Below are 15,185 nucleotides of genomic sequence, written 5' to 3'. Positions count from 1 at the left end.
GTTCCATCCCCTACGAGCCCAGCTCGGCCTCTGCACACGCAATGGCGACGTCGCTTCTTACATCCCTTTGCTCTCTTGTTCCTTTTGGCCGGGCGTTTTAGACCCACGCCATGGCAAAGCTGTATTTCAACTATTCCACCATGAACGCGGGCAAGTCGACCGTGTTGCTACAGGCGTCGCACAACTATCGCGAGCGCGGGATGCAGACCTATCTGATGACCGCCGCCCTTGACGGGCGGGCGGGTGCGGGGCGGATTGCATCGCGCATCGGCATATCGGAGCAGGCTGACACGTTCACACCCGAAGATGATGTCTTCGCCATGATCCGATCCCGGCTGGACAATGGTATGGTAGCCTGCGTTTTCATTGATGAGGCGCAATTCCTGTCCGAGGCCCAGGTCTGGCAACTGGCCCGTGCGGTGGACGATCTGGATGTGCCGGTGCTGGCCTATGGGCTGCGCGTGGATTTTCAGGGCAAGCTGTTCCCCGGCTCTGCCGCCCTGCTGGCCCTTGCCGACGAAATGCGCGAGGTGCGCACGATCTGTGAATGCGGCCGCAAGGCCACGATGGTGATTCGTCGCGACGAGACCGGCAAGGCCATCACTGAAGGGGCGCAGGTGCAGATCGGCGGGAACGAGACCTATGTCTCGCTCTGCCGCAAACACTGGCGCGAGGCGGTGGGCGACTAGACCGGGTTGGGCAGCGCCCTGCCCGCGACAAAGGCCGCCACGTTATCCAGCGCCATGTGCCCCATGCTGCTGCGCACCTCTTCGGTGGCGGTGCCCAGATGGGGCAGCAGGGTTACGTTTTCCATATCGCACAGGGCTAGTGGCACTTTGGGTTCGAATTCGTAGACGTCCAGCCCCGCCCCCGCGATCTGACCGGTTTGCAGCGCCGTGATCAGCGCGGCCTCGTCCACCACCTCGCCACGGGCGATGTTGACCAGAATGGCCGAGGGGTTCATCGCCTCAAGAATCTGCGCATTGATCAGGTGGCGGGTTTCCGCACCACCGGGAACCGCAAGCACAAGGAAATCGACCGAGGCGGCGAGTGTTTCAAGGTCAGGTGTGAATTCCGCCGGGAAATCCAGATCTTTTGGATTGCGGGACTGATAGGCCACCTGCATGGCAAACCCGAAATGACAGCGGCGCGCGATGGCCTGCCCGATGCGGCCCATGCCGACAATGCCCACGCGCTTGCCGGTCACATGATGGCCCAGCATCTGCGTCGGGTGCCAGCCCTGCCACTGACCGGACCGCACCAGCCGCTCACCCTCACCGGCGCGCCGGGCTGTGGTCAGCAGCAGGGTCATGGCGATATCGGCCGTGGCATCGGTGACGGCGCCGGGGGTATTGGTTACGTCAATCCCGGCCGCGCGTGCGGCATCCACGTCGATATGGTTGAAGCCGACACCGAAATTGGCCAGCAGCTTGCAACGCGGCTGACCGGCTTCTGCAAAAACCTGCGACGAAAACTGATCACCCAGCGTCGGGACGACCACGTCGTAATCGGCCAGAGCGGCCAGCATCTCCTGCCGTGACATGGGCAGGGTGTTTTCCCGGATGGTCACATCGAAATCGGCGCGGGCGCGCGATTCGACTGCCGGTGTCATCGGACGCGTGATCAGCAGTTTCATCAGTGCATCCGCCCGCCTGTAGGAACCTTGCCGTCGGGGCCGATCAGAACGATCTCACCGCTGTCATCGGGAAGACCCAGCACCAGAACCTCGGACATGAACTTGCCGATCTGGCGCGGAGGGAAGTTGACGACAGCCATGACCTGTTTGCCAACCAGAGTGGCCGGATCGTAATGCGCGGTGATCTGGGCCGAGGTCTTGCGCTCGCCTATCTCGTCGCCAAAGTCGATCCACATCTTGATCGCGGGTTTGCGGGCCTCGGGATAGGGTTCGGCGCGGATCACCTCGCCCACGCGAATATCGACCTTGAGAAAGTCGTCGAACGAAATTTCACTCACGCGAGAGCTCCTTGGATCGGTCGGTTGCGGCCTTGACGGCACGGTGCAGCAGGTCGGGAAAGCCGGTTTCCTGATGCATCAGCACCTCAAGCGCGGCCTGTGTGGTACCGTTCGGAGAGGTCACGTTGATGCGCAGCTGCGCGGGGTCTTCGTCGGACGCCATGGCCAGTGCCCCGGCACCGGCCACTGTGGACTTGGCCAGTTTCATCGCAAGCTCGGCAGGCAGGCCATGCGCCTCGCCCGCTGCGGCCAGGGTTTCGATCAGATGGAACACATAGGCCGGGCCGGACCCGCTGAGCCCGGTGACGGCGTCCATCTGTGCCTCATCCTCTAGGCGAACGGTCTGGCCCACTGCCGCCAGCAGGTTTTCGGCCTGTTCCATATCGGTCTCGGAGGCGTGTGCGTTGCCGATCAGTGCCGTGATGCCCTGACGGATAGCGGCGGGTGTGTTGGGCATTGCGCGAATGATCGGGGTGTCTTGGCCCAGAACGGATTCGAAGGTGGCAATCGAGGTGCCAGCCGCAACGGAAATGAACAGGCTGGACCCGCCGCCCAGCGCCTGAATGGCAGGCAGGGCTTCGCCCATCATCTGCGGTTTGACCGCAACCAGCACCACGGCGGGGGATTCGGGCAAGGGTGCGTTGATATTGACGCCCTGCGCCTTCAGCCAATCTGACGGGTAGGGATCGATGACCCAAACGGAAGCTGGCGGAAGGCCGTGTTCCAGCCATCCCGCCAGCATTGCGGACCCCATCTTTCCGCACCCCAGAAGCACAAGCCCCTGTTCGGCCACTCGCGTCATGTCCATTTGCCCCTCCCGCTTTACATATCGGTTCGGGGCAAAGGTTTACGCGCGGCCGTAGGCCTCTGCAATGGCCACTTGCATGGCTTCTTCTGGCCCTCTGTTGCCCCAGGTCACCAATTGGATCGCGGGGTAGTACCGCTCGGCGCTCATGACGGCGGCATTGATCATCGTGTCGATCTGGTCAGCGCTGGCCGTTTGCCCGCCTGCAAGGACCAGACCATAGCGATAGACCATCAGCTTCTGGTTTGCCCAATAGGTAAACGCGCCTGCCCAGCACTGGTCGTTCATCTTGTTGAGCAGCTCATAGAGCTGCATTTCACGCTCGGCCGGTGGTTCCATTTCGAAGCTGCACACCATGCGCAGCGTTTCGTCATAGTTGGACCAGGCCAATGTGATCGAATAGGTCCGCCACTGCCCTTCAACGGCCATGGCAATCTGATCGTCCCCAATGCGATCAAAATCCCAGTCGTGGTGTTCGGCCAGATGCTCAACAATGTCGATCGGATGAATGTCTTCTTCGAGATACTGCTCGGAAAGGGCCATAATGCCACCTCACTAATCTCTAGCATTTCGGGGCTGGCAGCGCCCCAGCGCTAGTTGCCTGCTCTACAAACCGGGCTTCCCCCATAGGCCTGTACTAAATATGGTGCGATGTGGCGTAAGTTCTGGCAACCCTAATTATTGGGGATAACAGCAATAAGTTGTGGACAGAAGGCAACGGCGATCAAAATATTGGCGACAGAGTCAGCTTTGTCTTGAATAAATTCTGCGACACGTCAGAATACACAGCACCGCACAATCCGGGCTGGATTGCGCGGCGGAATGCTTTGTCCGAAAATTGTGAAAACAGGGAACGCCGGGGCGTTATTTGTCCAGTTTCGCCTCGAGCGCGGCAATGCGGGCTTCGAGTGCCGCGTTTTCTTCGCGCGCCTTCTGGGCCATGGCGCGCACGGCGTCAAATTCTTCACGGGTAACGAAATCGCGGTCGGCCAGCCAGCGGTCGATCATCGACTTCATCGCGTTTTCAGCCTCTTCCCGCGCGCCCTGCGCCACGCCCATGGCGTTGGTCATCAGTTGGGACACGTCATCCAGGATCTTGTTGCGGGTCTGCATATCTGTTCTCCGATCTCGCGGTTTACATGTATATGGGCAAAGAATGGCGCGGGCTCAAGGTTGACTTGACCTGCAAACCCCGGGCAATGAGACGCACATGCAGGCTGTTCTGAATTTTCCCGATCTGTCGCCCGAACTGTTCTCGATCCCGCTGTTCGGGATGGAGTTCGCGTTAAGGTGGTATGCACTGGCCTATATCGCGGGCATCCTGATCGCGTGGCGGCTGGCTGTTGTGGCGTTGCGCCGCCCGGCGCTCTGGCCTGCGGATGGCCCGCCGATGAAGCCCGAACAGCTGGAGGATCTGGTTACCTGGATCATTCTGGGCGTGATTCTGGGAGGGCGGCTGGGCTTTGTGCTGTTTTATCAACCGGGTTATTACCTGTCGCACCCGCTGGAGATCGTGAAGGTCTGGCAAGGCGGCATGGCGTTTCATGGCGGCCTGCTGGGCGTAATCCTTGCGTCGTACCTGTTTGCACGACGGCACCGGATTCCTGCCCTGTCGCTGGGGGATCTGGTTGCCTACACCGTTCCGCCCGGATTGCTGCTGGGGCGGCTGGCCAATTTCGTCAACGCCGAGCTGTGGGGCCGCCCGAGCGAGCTGCCCTGGGCTGTCATCTTTCCTGGATATGCTGCGCAGGATTGCCCCGGCGTGGTCGCAGGCATGTGCGCCCGGCACCCGTCGCAGCTGTATGAGGCCGCGCTGGAGGGGGTGTTGCTTGGGGCGGTATTGCTGTGGCTGGTCTATCGGCGCGGCGGTTTTCGCACACCGGGCCTTGTCATGGGGACGTTTCTTGCGGGCTACGGCGCGTCGCGCTTTATCGTCGAGTTCTTTCGCCAGCCGGACGCACAATTCGTATCGCCCGGCAATCCGCTGGGGCTGGCCTGGCATGTGGGCGGGTACGGGCTGACCATGGGGCAGTTCCTGTCGCTGCCGATGATCGCGCTTGGATTGTGGTTTGCCCAGCGCGCGCGGCGGCAGGCAGTATGAGCCTGACCGATCATCTGGTCGCCCGCATCCGGCAGGATGGACCCATGAGCGTGGCGGATTACATGGCTGAATGCCTGCTGCATCCGACGCTGGGCTATTACACGACCCGTGATCCGCTGGGGGCTGCGGGGGATTTCACCACAGCGCCGGAAATCAGTCAGATGTTCGGAGAGCTGGTCGGGCTGTCTCTGGCGCAGAGCTGGATGGATCAGGGACGGCCTGCACCGTTTACCCTGTGCGAGCTGGGGCCGGGGCGCGGTACATTGATGGCCGATATTCTGCGCGCCACACGGGCTGTACCCGGATTTCACGAGGCAGCGCAGGTTGTACTGGTTGAAGCATCGCCTGTATTGAAACAGGTGCAGGCGGCAACGCTGAAGGATTACGAGGCGGTCTGGATCGACACGATCGCCTACCTGCCCGACCAGCCGCTGTTGCTGGTTGCTAACGAGTTCTTTGATGCCCTGCCCATCCGCCAGTTCCAGCGTGACGGTACGGGTTGGCGCGAGCGTCTGGTGGGCGAACGCGACGGCGCGTTGATGTTCGGGCTCGGTCCGAACGGGCCGCAGGTGGCGTTGAATGACAGGCTGTCGGACACCAAGGACGGTGATCTGGTCGAACTGTGCGCTGCTGCAATTCCCATTCTGACCGTGATCGCGGGGCGGATCGCCAGCCATGGCGGCGCAGCGCTAATTACCGACTATGGTGACTGGCATTCGATGGGCGATACCTTGCAGGCTCTGCAAAACCACGAACATACCGATCCTCTGGCATCGCCCGGTCAGGCCGATTTGACAGCGCATGTGGATTTTGAACCTTTGGCCGTTGCGACCCGCGCCTGTGGGTGCAGGCATACGCGCTTGACACCGCAGGGCGTCTTCCTCGAACGACTGGGGATCACCGCCCGCGCGCAAGCTTTGTCAAAGGCGCTGAGCGGTTCCGAGCTGGATGCGCTGATTGCCGCGCATCGGCGGTTGACGCATCCTGATGAAATGGGAAATCTGTTCAAGGTGATGGGCCTTTTCCCGGCCTATGCAGCCCCACCACCAGGATTGGAACCATGACGCTGGAAATTCTGACCTCGGACCTGCTGTCGCCATTTCGCCATGGGTTCTTTACCCGTCGCGGCGGCGCGTCTTCTGGAATTTTCAGCGGCTTGAATTGTGGTCAGGGGTCCTCGGATCAAACCGAGATTGTCGCGCTGAACCGGCGACGGGTGGCCGACGCGATGGAGGTGGACCCCGAGGCAATGGTCGCGGTGCATCAGGTTCATTCCCCAACGGTTCTGACAGTCCAAGCCCCGGTTGACGGTGAAAAACCCAAAGCGGACGCCATTGTCACAGCAACACCCGGTCTGGCCCTGACGATCCTGACGGCCGATTGCCAGCCGGTTCTGTTCGCCGATCCCGACGCGCATGTGATCGGTGCGGCCCATGCCGGGTGGCGCGGCGCGCTGGACGGTGTTCTGGAAGCGACGCTGGACGCGATGGAGGCGCTGGGAGCCGACCGCAGCAATATCTGCGCCGTGATCGGACCCAGTATTTCCCAGCGCGCTTACGAGGTGGGGCCAGAGTTTCTGGACGCGTTCCTGGCGGATTCGCCGGACAACAGCCGCTTTTTTGCCAATGGTGAAAGTGACCGCCTGCAATTTGATCTGCCCGCCTTCGGGCTGCACCGGCTGCGGCAGGCGGGAATCGGACAGGCCGAGTGGACCCGGCACTGCACATATTCCGACCCTGACAGGTTCTATTCCTATCGCCGATCAACGCACGCGAACGAGGTCGATTACGGGCGGTTGATTTCCGTCATAAGATTGTGATCTTCGTCCAGATTTAGGTGCCCTGCCACTTTTCCGCCACATTTGTTGTGTTGATTGGGCATCAGAATCGTAACGAGTTTTTGCCAGTAATCAGATCGGTATCTGACGTTCGAAAATCGGGCGCTGGCGTGTTGAGTGGGAGGTCCGTCTGACTTCATTTTTCTGTCCGCAAATCATCCCGGATAAGCCTTATCCCTGCCGCAAACCCGCGTCACAAAAGGTTCACAGAGGATGTGGGGAAATACACCCCGTTCAGAGCAGGACCAAAAAATGAAGACCAAATCACGCTTTCTGAAAGCCATGGTCGAGGCCACTCGGGACCAGAACCTGGAAATGCCGTGGAAGCGGGTAACAAGCAATTCTGTCAGGGTCGCCAGTCGCATCGCGGCACGACGCTGAGACAGAAAACCCAGAGACCAAGCTGCCGGTCTTATTTGGGTCAACGCGTATCAGGTTCGCTCCGGCCTGATGTATCGCGCGTCACGAGCGAGGGGTTCGTGACTTTTTAGGAGTTGTGTGTGTGCGGGCAATTTCGCCCGTGAAGTACGAGTTTGTCTGGGGGGTCAATGTGTTGACCATTGGAAAGCGAGATTTAGTCGCGTCGCGGGACCGTACCGGTTGCCGCCCGAGGGTCACCCATTTGTTTCAAGGCAAAGAACCAGTTCGCCGGGCGCGTCTGTACGGGGGTACGCCGCGCCTGACCGAACATTTTGAGGGGACGGAATATTAATGACTATTCCTAATTCACTGGCCCGCGCGGCCAGAAATGCTATCGAAACGTCTGTTATGCTGCGGGACGCGCCGCGGCCGGTTTCCAAGCCAAAAGCCCAGCTGCGCCGCTATGAGGTCAGCAGCCTGTTGAAGAACGGAGATGTGGTTCAGACCCGCCACATCGCACCTGCCCTGCCGATGTTTGAAGACGCGTTTTGCGCCTTCACACGTGGATCTTTGGTAGAAACGGAACATGGACCGATGGCAATCGAGGATCTGATGCCGGGGGATACGGTCCTGACGCAGGATGGCGCATCGGAAACCGTGTTGTGGAAGGGATCTGTCACGTTGATCCCCGGACGCGCGGATTCACGTGGCCGGACGCGACCGCTGACGCGGATCATGGCGGATACGTTCGGGATGCAAAAGCCAATGTCGGGTGTCATTGCTGGCCCGGCGGCGCGAATCGTGGGAACACCTGCGCATTTGCGGCACCTGCATGGGGGGCAGCCGATTCTTACACCCGTGTCCGAATTTCAGGACGGGATGGGTGTCATTGAAACAATGCCGCCCACCCCCGTTGAACTGTTTCACATTTGTTTAAAACGCCATTCCGTTATTCGCGTAGATGGATTACAGTTCGAAACATATCATCCAGGTGTGAATGCGGTTCGCATGATCAGCCACTCGCTTCGGTCGATCTATCTGAACCTGTTCGCGCATATCGAGTCGCTGAACGATTTCGGCCCGCTGCTGATGCCGCGCGCCGGAGATGGTGAGATCGACGCGATGACGGCCTGAGCATGATTGTGATTACTGCATTATGGGGGGCATCATGCAGCTGGTAATAAGTTGGGTTCTATCCCTTGCGGTGGCAGCACTGTTGCCACCAATCACCGCGCAACCAAAACGTGTTGGCGTTACGCCGTCCGGTTCATACGTTCTTCCAGAACGTCGAACGGTACGCCTGGCTCGTCTTTTGCGCCGCGAATAACGAGCGATGTCTTGACGCTGGCCACGTTTGGCGTGGTCAGCAACTCGCCCGTCAGAAACTGCTGAAAGCTGCTCAGGTCAGGTGCGACGCATTTCAGGATGAAGTCCACTTCGCCGTTCAGCATGTGGCATTCGCGGACCAATGGCCATTCACGGCAGCGGCCTTCGAACGCGCGCAGTTCGACTTCGGCCTGGCTGTCCAGACCGACCATGGCAAATACCTGGACCTCGAACCCCAACTCGCGTGAGTTGACCTCGGCGTGATAGCCGGTGATGAAGCCGGATTCTTCGAGCGTGCGCACCCGGCGCAGACAGGGCGGGGCCGAGATTCCGACCCGTTTTGCCAGCTCGACATTGGTCATACGACCGTCCGCCTGCAGTTCCGCCAGAATCTTGCGATCGATATCATCCAGCCGAGTCGTGACCATCAAATGCTCCTGATTTTTCGGTTCTTATATCAGCACCCCACACGCGCGCAATAATGTTTCGCAGATGCGCAATTTTCTTTGTTTCCTTTTCGCCTTCTCCCCTAAAACCCAGGGCGCCCCGTCCCGAGGGGACCTGAACAGTAAGGGGCTTTAAGCCGGGCCGGTCGGTCGCTATATCGGGGCGACGGGCCGCGGGCCCAATTCAGGCAATTCGAGCGGGGGCACCATGGCCGACACAAGACACACCAAGGTTCTGATCATCGGGTCGGGGCCCGCAGGATACACCGCAGGCGTATATGCAAGCCGCGCCATGCTGGAACCCATTCTGGTACAGGGCATCGAACCCGGTGGTCAGCTGACAACGACGACCGAGGTCGAAAACTGGCCCGGCGATACCGAGGTGCAGGGCCCGGACCTGATGGTGCGGATGCAGGACCATGCCAAGGCCATGGGATGTGAGGTGATCGGCGATATCATCAGCGATCTGGACCTCAGCAAGCGCCCCTTCACCGCCAAGGGCGACAGCGGCACCACATACACGGCGGACGCTGTCATTCTGGCCACCGGCGCGCGTGCGAAATGGCTGGGTCTGCCGTCGGAAGAGAAGTTCAAGGGCTTTGGCGTCTCGGCCTGCGCCACCTGTGACGGGTTCTTCTATCGCGGGCAGGAAATCGTGGTGATTGGCGGCGGCAACACAGCCGTGGAAGAGGCCCTGTTCCTGACCAATTTTGCCAGCAAGGTGACCCTGATCCACCGCCGCGATGAGTTGCGGGCGGAAAAAATCCTTCAGGATCGCCTGTTGAAGAATGAAAAGATCGTACCGCTGTGGTTCCACCAGTTGGAAGAAGTGATCGGCACCGATGCGCCTTTGGGCGTTGAAGGTGTTCGGGTCAAACATGTCAAAACCGGCGAGATCACCGAGATCCCGTGCAAGGGCGTCTTTGTCGCCATCGGCCACGCCCCTGCGAACGAGTTGGTCAAAGACACGCTGGAAACCCATATGGGTGGTTATGTCGTCACCAAACCGGGCAGCACCGAAACGTCGATTCCCGGCGTGTTCGCAGCGGGCGATCTGACCGACCATGTCTATCGTCAGGCGGTAACAAGCGCGGGAATGGGCTGTATGGCGGCACTGGATGCCGAACGGTTCCTGGCCGAACAGGACTGACACATGCTTGAATTCTCTGGCCCTGTCTGGAGAATTCTGTTTGCGTCGCAGGCAGCAGCCCCATTGCTGCCTGCCCGCGCGCCCGAGGGGCGCTTTCATCATTCCGGACAATTCGCGCTTTATGCCTCGCTCAGCGCCGAGGGCGCTTCGGTCGCCATCCGCCGCTACATCTCGGGTGATGATCCCGACCGGGTGGTTCAAAGGTTTCTGGTGGAAAACGCGCGATTGGTGGACTACCGCGGGCAGACGGCTGCATCGGTGATCTGGCAGGATATTCGCGCGACGGGGGCCCCTTCCCCGACATGGTCTTTTTCAGATAAAGCGCGGGCACTGGGGGCGGACGGCTTGATCTACAGCTCGCGCTCGCGCCCTGACCTCAGCCATCTGGTGCTGTTTTGTGCGGACAAGATATCAATTCAATCCCAACACCCCGCCACCCATTGGCAGGCCTAGATTTGCACCCGAAGCCTTGACCTGACCGCGAACGTCCTCGCAAAGTCCAACCACGGCGAACAGCGATACAGGTGGTATTCTTGAAGAGCGCTTTGTGGCGTGGCGGTTGGGCAGCCCGGCTTCGGATCGGCAGCGGGTTGGTTCTGTTTGCTTTCGCTTTCTTCCATTTCATCAACATCGGACTGGGCCTGTTTCACACCGATTATCTGCACGGGATGCAGGATGGTCGAACAGCGGTGACGCGGCACAGTTTTATGAGCCTGCTGCTTTATGCGGCGTTGTTCACTCATGCCGGTCTGGCGCTAGCTTCGATCGCACAACGCCGGACCCTGCGCATGCCGTTCAGCACGGCGTTGCAGATTGTTCTGGGTCTGCTGATACCTTTGCAGCTGATCTCGCATGTCATCCAGACGCGGGTCGCGCACGAGATCTATGACGTCAATGACGAGATGGGGTATATCATCATCCTGATGTGGCCCAGCACCGTGATTTGGATGCAAAGCGCACTGTTGCTGATCGTCTGGGTGCATGGCTGTATCGGGCTGCATATGTGGTTACGGCTGACGAAATGGTGGTCCAGCGCCGTACCCTATCTGATCGGTGTTGCCGTCTTCATCCCCATGTTCGCCTTGGCCGGTCTGCTGACCGAGGGCCGCCGCATTTGGTTGGAATTCGCGGATGAGTTTCTGCGGGAACAATATATCGAGCATTACAACTGGCCCTCGCCCGAGGCGTTCCAGACCATGTTCACCGTCAAGGATAATGCCCTTTTGGCGTTCTGGCTCGCCTTGGCGGCCACGGGTCTTGTCTATATCGGGCGCAAGCTGTGGCGGCGCAGGCATTCGGTGCGGGTAAGTTACAGCAACGGGCCCGAGGTGGATGCCGAAAAGGGCATGACCTTGCTTGAGATTTCGCAGGCACATAGTGTGCCCCATACGGCCTTGTGCGGCGGGAAGGGACGCTGCACCACATGCCGCGTCATCATCGAGGAAGGCGCTAACGCCCTACCCCCGCCCGGCGATGTCGAGGCCCGCAGCCTCGCCGCTGTCGGCGCCTCACCGCAGACACGGCTGGCCTGCCAGATCCGCCCGACGGAACCGACCACTGTTTTCCGCGTTTTTCAACCGGATGGCGGGCGCGTTCGCGGGCATGCCAGTCAGGGGCAGGAACGGAAACTGGCCGTGCTGTTTCTGGACATGCGCGGATTTACCGCCCGCACGACGGGTCAGCTGCCCTATGATATCGTGTTCCTGCTGAACCGGTTCTTCGACGCCGTCGTACCTGCCATCACCAAGGACGGCGGTGTCGTGGACAAGTATATGGGCGACGGGTTGCTGGCGGTTTTCGAGAAACCCGATGCGGCCGCATCCGCCAGCGCGGGGTTGAAGGCTGCGATAGATATCAGCCATGCCCTTGACCGGTTCAACGAGCAGCTTGAGGCCGAAGGCAGCCCCGGCATTCGCATCGGAATGGGCTTACACCTTGGTGATCTGGTGCTGGGTGAGATTGGCGCGCAGGGACATGCCGCGAGAACGATCATCGGCGACGCCGTCAATGTGGCCAGCCGACTGGAAAGCGAAACCAAGGCCTTGGGGGTCGAGTTGCTGGTCTCGCAAGAGGTGTTGAAGGCTGCGGGTATGAACCTGCCGCCGGAGGGTATCCGGATGTTCCAGCTGCGCGGCGTTGCCGATCCGATTCCCGCCCTGCCAGTCACCCGCGCGTCCGGGCTTGCGCCGCACACGCGAAAACAGGAACAGTCATACCTTGCATGATCGGAATATATACGCCCCAAGGAACGAGATCATCATTTTGATTTCATAGTTGGAAATTCCTTCCAATCCGCGAGAAATCAGCGCATATCGTCCTTTGTTTCATTGACGCCAGTGGACTTCGCCCAACAGTCGGTGCAAATGCCCCGAAAACGCCCTTGAATCACTGGCAACACAACACTGCGATAAGAGTATTCAGATGACGATGTTAAGCAATCTGGCCCCCATTCCCGAACTTTATGTGTCGTATGACTCGGCCCAGAAACTGAAGGTCGAAGCCGCCGACCTGACCAGCTGGGATCTGAGCCCGCGCCAGATCTGTGATCTGGAACTGCTGATGAATGGCGGTTTCAACCCGCTCAAAGGTTTCCTGAGCGAAGCCGATTACGACAATGTCGTCGAAAACATGCGTCTGGCTGATGGCACGCTTTGGCCGATGCCCATCACGCTGGACGTCAGCGAAGATTTTGCGGACAAGATCGAACTGGGTCAGGATATCGCGCTGCGCGATCAGGAAGGCGTGATTCTGGGCACCATGACGGTCACTGACCGCTGGACCCCGAACAAGGCCCGCGAGGCCGAGAAGGTTTTTGGTGCCGATGACGATGCCCACCCGGCTGTGAATTATCTGCACAATGTGGCGGGCAAGGTCTATCTGGGTGGCCCTGTCGTGGGCATCCAGCAGCCTGTTCACTATGACTTCCGCGGTCGCCGCGATACACCGAACGAGCTGCGCGCCTATTTCCGCAAGCTGGGCTGGCGCCGGATCGTGGCCTTCCAGACCCGCAACCCCTTGCACCGTGCGCATCAGGAGCTGACCTTCCGCGCCGCCAAGGAAGCGCAGGCCAACCTGCTGATCCACCCGGTCGTCGGCATGACCAAGCCGGGCGATGTGGACCACTTTACCCGCGTGCGCTGCTATGAGGCGGTGCTGGACAAGTATCCCGCATCCACCACCTCGATGAGCCTGCTGAATCTGGCCATGCGTATGGCTGGCCCGCGCGAGGCGGTCTGGCACGGGCTGATCCGTGCCAACCATGGCTGCACTCATTTCATCGTTGGCCGCGATCACGCGGGCCCGGGCAAGAACTCGGCCGGTGAAGATTTCTATGGCCCCTATGACGCGCAGGACCTGTTCCGCCAGTTCCAGGACGAGATCGGCGTCGAGATGGTCGATTTCAAACACATGGTCTATGTGCAGGAACGCGCGCAATACGAGCCGAATGACGAGATTCTGGACAAGGACAATGTCACGATCCTGAACATCTCGGGCACCGAGCTGCGCCGCCGTCTGGCCGAGGGTCTGGAAATCCCCGAATGGTTCAGCTTTCCCGAAGTGGTGGCAGAGCTGCGCAAGACCAAGCCGCCACGCAGCCAGCAGGGCTTTACCGTGTTCTTCACCGGCTTCTCGGGCTCGGGCAAGTCCACCATCGCCAACGCGCTTATGGTCAAGCTGATGGAGATGGGGGGCCGTCCGGTCACGTTGCTGGATGGCGATATCGTGCGGAAAAACCTGTCATCCGAACTGGGTTTCTCGAAAGAGCATCGCGACCTGAACATCCGCCGGATCGGATATGTCGCATCCGAGATCACCAAGAACGGCGGCATCGCCATCTGCGCGCCGATCGCACCTTATGCCACCACGCGCCGCGCGGTACGCGAAGAGATCGAGCAGTTCGGTGCCTTCTGCGAAGTGCATGTTGCGACCACCATCGAAGAATGTGAGCGGCGCGACCGCAAGGGTCTGTACAAGCTGGCGCGCGAAGGCAAGATCAAGGAATTCACCGGTATCTCGGACCCGTATGACGTGCCTCAGAACCCTGAATTGCGTGTCGAGACCGAAAATGTCGAGGTCGACAACTGCGCTCATCAGGTGCTGCTGAAGCTGGAAAGCATGGGCCTGATCGCAGCAGGCTGAACCAGATGAATGAAACACAGCGGCCTCCGGTTTTCGGGGGCCGTTTTTGTTTTGATAGTCTGAGGTGTTCCGGGCAGTCCCTGGGGACGGGAACGGTTCGGCTACTGGGTGGCTTCTGGCAGATCAACCTGCCCGCGCATCAGGATATGCCCCTGACCGGCTACCTTGATTCCCGTCATCGCATCGGTGGGGCCAACGCGCGTGACAACGGCCTGGCCGGGGCGACCCATATCGTGCCCCTGTTCAGCAACGAAACTGTCTTTGGTCATCAGCCCGTATTTCCACAGATAAGCCGCCATGGCCCCGGTGGCAGACCCGGTAAACGGATCCTCGGGCGGGCTGGGCGGGGCCATGAGCAGGCGCGAGAACGTATCGCCCGCGTCGGTGGCCCCTTGGAGCGTCACGAGGAAAGGCTCGGCCATGTCCGAGCCGGAATACCCTGCCGTCGCAGCCACTTTGCGCAGCGCGTCCTCGGACAGGCGGGCCGCGCGCAAAGCGTCATGATCGCGCAGAACGGTAATACAGAAGGGCAAGCCGGTTGAAACCATCCGGGGTGGCGAGATGATGGCTTCTTGCGGCAGGCTGATCGCCTTTGCCACCAGATCGGCTGGCACATGCGCACCAAATTGCGGTGCGACCTGCGTCATCTCAATCTGTTCGCCCTGCAAACCGATCGAAACGATACCAGCGCCGGTTTCCAGCGTCAGGTTATCACCGGAGATCATGCCGCGCGACCGCATCGCCGCTACGGTGGCAATCGTCGGATGACCGGCAAAGGGAATTTCACGGCTGGCCAGAAAATAACGGACGCGGATGTCGGCCACGTCGGACGGGCCGGTGAATGTGCATTCGACCAGAGAGGTTTCGCGCACATAGGCCATGCAGACCTCGGCCGAGAGACCCGCGCCGCCGTGGACCACGGCACAACCGTTGCCGCCGAATGCACGATTGGTGAAGGCGTCTACCCAGTCGAATTCAAACCAGCTCATGCAGTCGGCTCCGTTACAGGTTAAAAGCGGCAGTTTCGCCGATGCGCGTGTGTTGCG

General features: G+C 60.2%; 17 protein-coding genes. 10 read left to right on the top strand and 7 right to left on the bottom strand.

Annotation, left to right across the window (positions count from 1 at the left end; all coding sequences use genetic code 11):
* Nucleotides 1-110: 110 nt before the first annotated feature.
* Complete coding sequence (locus ACR0EK_RS04520; RefSeq protein ID WP_480565354.1) at nt 111-689, top strand: thymidine kinase; 579 nt, start codon at nt 111-113, stop codon at nt 687-689.
* Here the strand turns inward: ACR0EK_RS04520 and ACR0EK_RS04515 are convergent.
* From ACR0EK_RS04515 to ACR0EK_RS04495, 5 genes are all read right to left on the bottom strand, one after another.
* Nucleotides 686-1,636 carry a 2-hydroxyacid dehydrogenase gene (locus tag ACR0EK_RS04515; RefSeq protein ID WP_480565351.1) on the bottom strand — a complete coding sequence of 317 codons (951 nt, stop codon included), beginning with the start codon at nt 1,634-1,636 and terminating at the stop codon, nt 686-688. The two genes, ACR0EK_RS04520 and ACR0EK_RS04515, sit on opposite strands and share 4 nt — an antisense overlap.
* A complete protein-coding gene (locus ACR0EK_RS04510) occupies nt 1,636-1,974 on the bottom strand; it encodes a tRNA-binding protein (protein WP_267362951.1) in 339 nt (112 codons plus the stop codon). The genes ACR0EK_RS04515 and ACR0EK_RS04510 overlap by 1 nt, the downstream gene beginning before the upstream one ends.
* On the bottom strand, nt 1,967-2,782 hold the full coding sequence (gene proC / locus ACR0EK_RS04505; protein ID WP_480539316.1) for a pyrroline-5-carboxylate reductase: 816 nt from the start codon (nt 2,780-2,782) through the stop codon (nt 1,967-1,969). The genes ACR0EK_RS04510 and proC overlap by 8 nt, the downstream gene beginning before the upstream one ends.
* Nucleotides 2,783-2,821: 39 nt before the next feature.
* On the bottom strand, nt 2,822-3,322 hold the full coding sequence (locus ACR0EK_RS04500) for a type III secretion system chaperone family protein (protein ID WP_209598027.1): 501 nt from the start codon (nt 3,320-3,322) through the stop codon (nt 2,822-2,824).
* Nucleotides 3,323-3,643: 321 nt separating this feature from the next.
* Nucleotides 3,644-3,892: an accessory factor UbiK family protein gene (locus ACR0EK_RS04495; RefSeq protein WP_050604795.1), complete on the bottom strand. Its 249-nt coding sequence runs from the start codon at nt 3,890-3,892 to the stop codon at nt 3,644-3,646.
* Between the two features lie 97 nt (nt 3,893-3,989).
* Between ACR0EK_RS04495 and lgt the strand changes: the two genes are divergently transcribed.
* From lgt to ACR0EK_RS04470, 5 genes are all read left to right on the top strand, one after another.
* Complete coding sequence (gene lgt / locus ACR0EK_RS04490; protein ID WP_480546136.1) at nt 3,990-4,880, top strand: prolipoprotein diacylglyceryl transferase; 891 nt, start codon at nt 3,990-3,992, stop codon at nt 4,878-4,880.
* Nucleotides 4,877-5,944: a class I SAM-dependent methyltransferase gene (locus ACR0EK_RS04485; RefSeq protein ID WP_480565348.1), complete on the top strand. Its 1,068-nt coding sequence runs from the start codon at nt 4,877-4,879 to the stop codon at nt 5,942-5,944. The genes lgt and ACR0EK_RS04485 overlap by 4 nt, the downstream gene beginning before the upstream one ends.
* Entirely contained in the window at nt 5,941-6,699 is a 759-nt protein-coding gene (gene pgeF, locus ACR0EK_RS04480; protein WP_267362960.1) for a peptidoglycan editing factor PgeF, read from the top strand. Before ACR0EK_RS04485 ends, pgeF begins: the two co-directional genes overlap by 4 nt.
* Nucleotides 6,700-6,969: 270 nt before the next feature.
* Complete coding sequence (locus ACR0EK_RS04475) at nt 6,970-7,098, top strand: hypothetical protein (RefSeq protein WP_267362961.1); 129 nt, start codon at nt 6,970-6,972, stop codon at nt 7,096-7,098.
* Nucleotides 7,099-7,428: 330 nt separating this feature from the next.
* Nucleotides 7,429-8,211, top strand: coding sequence for a Hint domain-containing protein (locus tag ACR0EK_RS04470; RefSeq protein WP_267362963.1), 783 nt, complete (start codon nt 7,429-7,431; stop codon nt 8,209-8,211).
* A 119-nt stretch (nt 8,212-8,330) separates the two neighbouring features.
* On the opposite strand, the gene ACR0EK_RS04465 is transcribed toward ACR0EK_RS04470, so the two are convergent.
* Nucleotides 8,331-8,831 (bottom strand): Lrp/AsnC family transcriptional regulator, encoded by a 501-nt coding sequence (locus ACR0EK_RS04465; RefSeq protein ID WP_209504770.1) that lies wholly within the window; start codon nt 8,829-8,831, stop codon nt 8,331-8,333.
* A gap of 226 nt (nt 8,832-9,057) precedes the next feature.
* On the opposite strand from ACR0EK_RS04465, the gene trxB reads away from it, so the two are divergent.
* From trxB to ACR0EK_RS04445, 4 genes are all read left to right on the top strand, one after another.
* A complete protein-coding gene (gene trxB, locus ACR0EK_RS04460) occupies nt 9,058-9,999 on the top strand; it encodes a thioredoxin-disulfide reductase (RefSeq protein ID WP_209598032.1) in 942 nt (313 codons plus the stop codon).
* A gap of 3 nt (nt 10,000-10,002) precedes the next feature.
* Complete coding sequence (locus ACR0EK_RS04455; RefSeq protein ID WP_480505925.1) at nt 10,003-10,452, top strand: RES family NAD+ phosphorylase; 450 nt, start codon at nt 10,003-10,005, stop codon at nt 10,450-10,452.
* An 80-nt stretch (nt 10,453-10,532) separates the two neighbouring features.
* The gene (locus ACR0EK_RS04450) at nt 10,533-12,224 is read left to right on the top strand and encodes an adenylate/guanylate cyclase domain-containing protein (protein WP_480539321.1); all 1,692 of its coding nucleotides are present in this window, start codon (nt 10,533-10,535) and stop codon (nt 12,222-12,224) included.
* A gap of 196 nt (nt 12,225-12,420) precedes the next feature.
* The gene (locus ACR0EK_RS04445; protein ID WP_267362968.1) at nt 12,421-14,139 is read left to right on the top strand and encodes a bifunctional sulfate adenylyltransferase/adenylylsulfate kinase; all 1,719 of its coding nucleotides are present in this window, start codon (nt 12,421-12,423) and stop codon (nt 14,137-14,139) included.
* Nucleotides 14,140-14,240: 101 nt separating this feature from the next.
* On the opposite strand, the gene ACR0EK_RS04440 is transcribed toward ACR0EK_RS04445, so the two are convergent.
* The gene (locus ACR0EK_RS04440) at nt 14,241-15,128 is read right to left on the bottom strand and encodes a PhzF family phenazine biosynthesis protein (protein ID WP_480482244.1); all 888 of its coding nucleotides are present in this window, start codon (nt 15,126-15,128) and stop codon (nt 14,241-14,243) included.
* Nucleotides 15,129-15,185: the final 57 nt, after the last annotated feature.

This window comes from Ruegeria sp. AE4, assembly GCF_056542185.1.
Note: the sequence above shows the minus strand (reverse complement) of the source record. Positions and strands in the feature narration are given on the sequence as shown.

What these genes read in the sequence shown, in the direction of transcription:
- ACR0EK_RS04475 (WP_267362961.1), top strand. Translation starts at nt 6,970, where the DNA reads ATGAAGACCAAATCACGCTTTCTGAAAGCCATGGTCGAGGCCACTCGG.
- ACR0EK_RS04440 (WP_480482244.1), bottom strand. Translation starts at nt 15,128, where the DNA reads ATGAGCTGGTTTGAATTCGACTGGGTAGACGCCTTCACCAATCGTGCA.
- trxB (WP_209598032.1), top strand. Translation starts at nt 9,058, where the DNA reads ATGGCCGACACAAGACACACCAAGGTTCTGATCATCGGGTCGGGGCCC.
- ACR0EK_RS04445 (WP_267362968.1), top strand. Translation starts at nt 12,421, where the DNA reads ATGACGATGTTAAGCAATCTGGCCCCCATTCCCGAACTTTATGTGTCG.
- ACR0EK_RS04500 (WP_209598027.1), bottom strand. Translation starts at nt 3,322, where the DNA reads ATGGCCCTTTCCGAGCAGTATCTCGAAGAAGACATTCATCCGATCGAC.
- ACR0EK_RS04470 (WP_267362963.1), top strand. Translation starts at nt 7,429, where the DNA reads ATGACTATTCCTAATTCACTGGCCCGCGCGGCCAGAAATGCTATCGAA.
- proC (WP_480539316.1), bottom strand. Translation starts at nt 2,782, where the DNA reads ATGGACATGACGCGAGTGGCCGAACAGGGGCTTGTGCTTCTGGGGTGC.
- ACR0EK_RS04455 (WP_480505925.1), top strand. Translation starts at nt 10,003, where the DNA reads ATGCTTGAATTCTCTGGCCCTGTCTGGAGAATTCTGTTTGCGTCGCAG.
- ACR0EK_RS04515 (WP_480565351.1), bottom strand. Translation starts at nt 1,636, where the DNA reads ATGAAACTGCTGATCACGCGTCCGATGACACCGGCAGTCGAATCGCGC.
- ACR0EK_RS04495 (WP_050604795.1), bottom strand. Translation starts at nt 3,892, where the DNA reads ATGCAGACCCGCAACAAGATCCTGGATGACGTGTCCCAACTGATGACC.
- ACR0EK_RS04465 (WP_209504770.1), bottom strand. Translation starts at nt 8,831, where the DNA reads ATGGTCACGACTCGGCTGGATGATATCGATCGCAAGATTCTGGCGGAA.
- ACR0EK_RS04520 (WP_480565354.1), top strand. Translation starts at nt 111, where the DNA reads ATGGCAAAGCTGTATTTCAACTATTCCACCATGAACGCGGGCAAGTCG.
- lgt (WP_480546136.1), top strand. Translation starts at nt 3,990, where the DNA reads ATGCAGGCTGTTCTGAATTTTCCCGATCTGTCGCCCGAACTGTTCTCG.
- ACR0EK_RS04485 (WP_480565348.1), top strand. Translation starts at nt 4,877, where the DNA reads ATGAGCCTGACCGATCATCTGGTCGCCCGCATCCGGCAGGATGGACCC.
- pgeF (WP_267362960.1), top strand. Translation starts at nt 5,941, where the DNA reads ATGACGCTGGAAATTCTGACCTCGGACCTGCTGTCGCCATTTCGCCAT.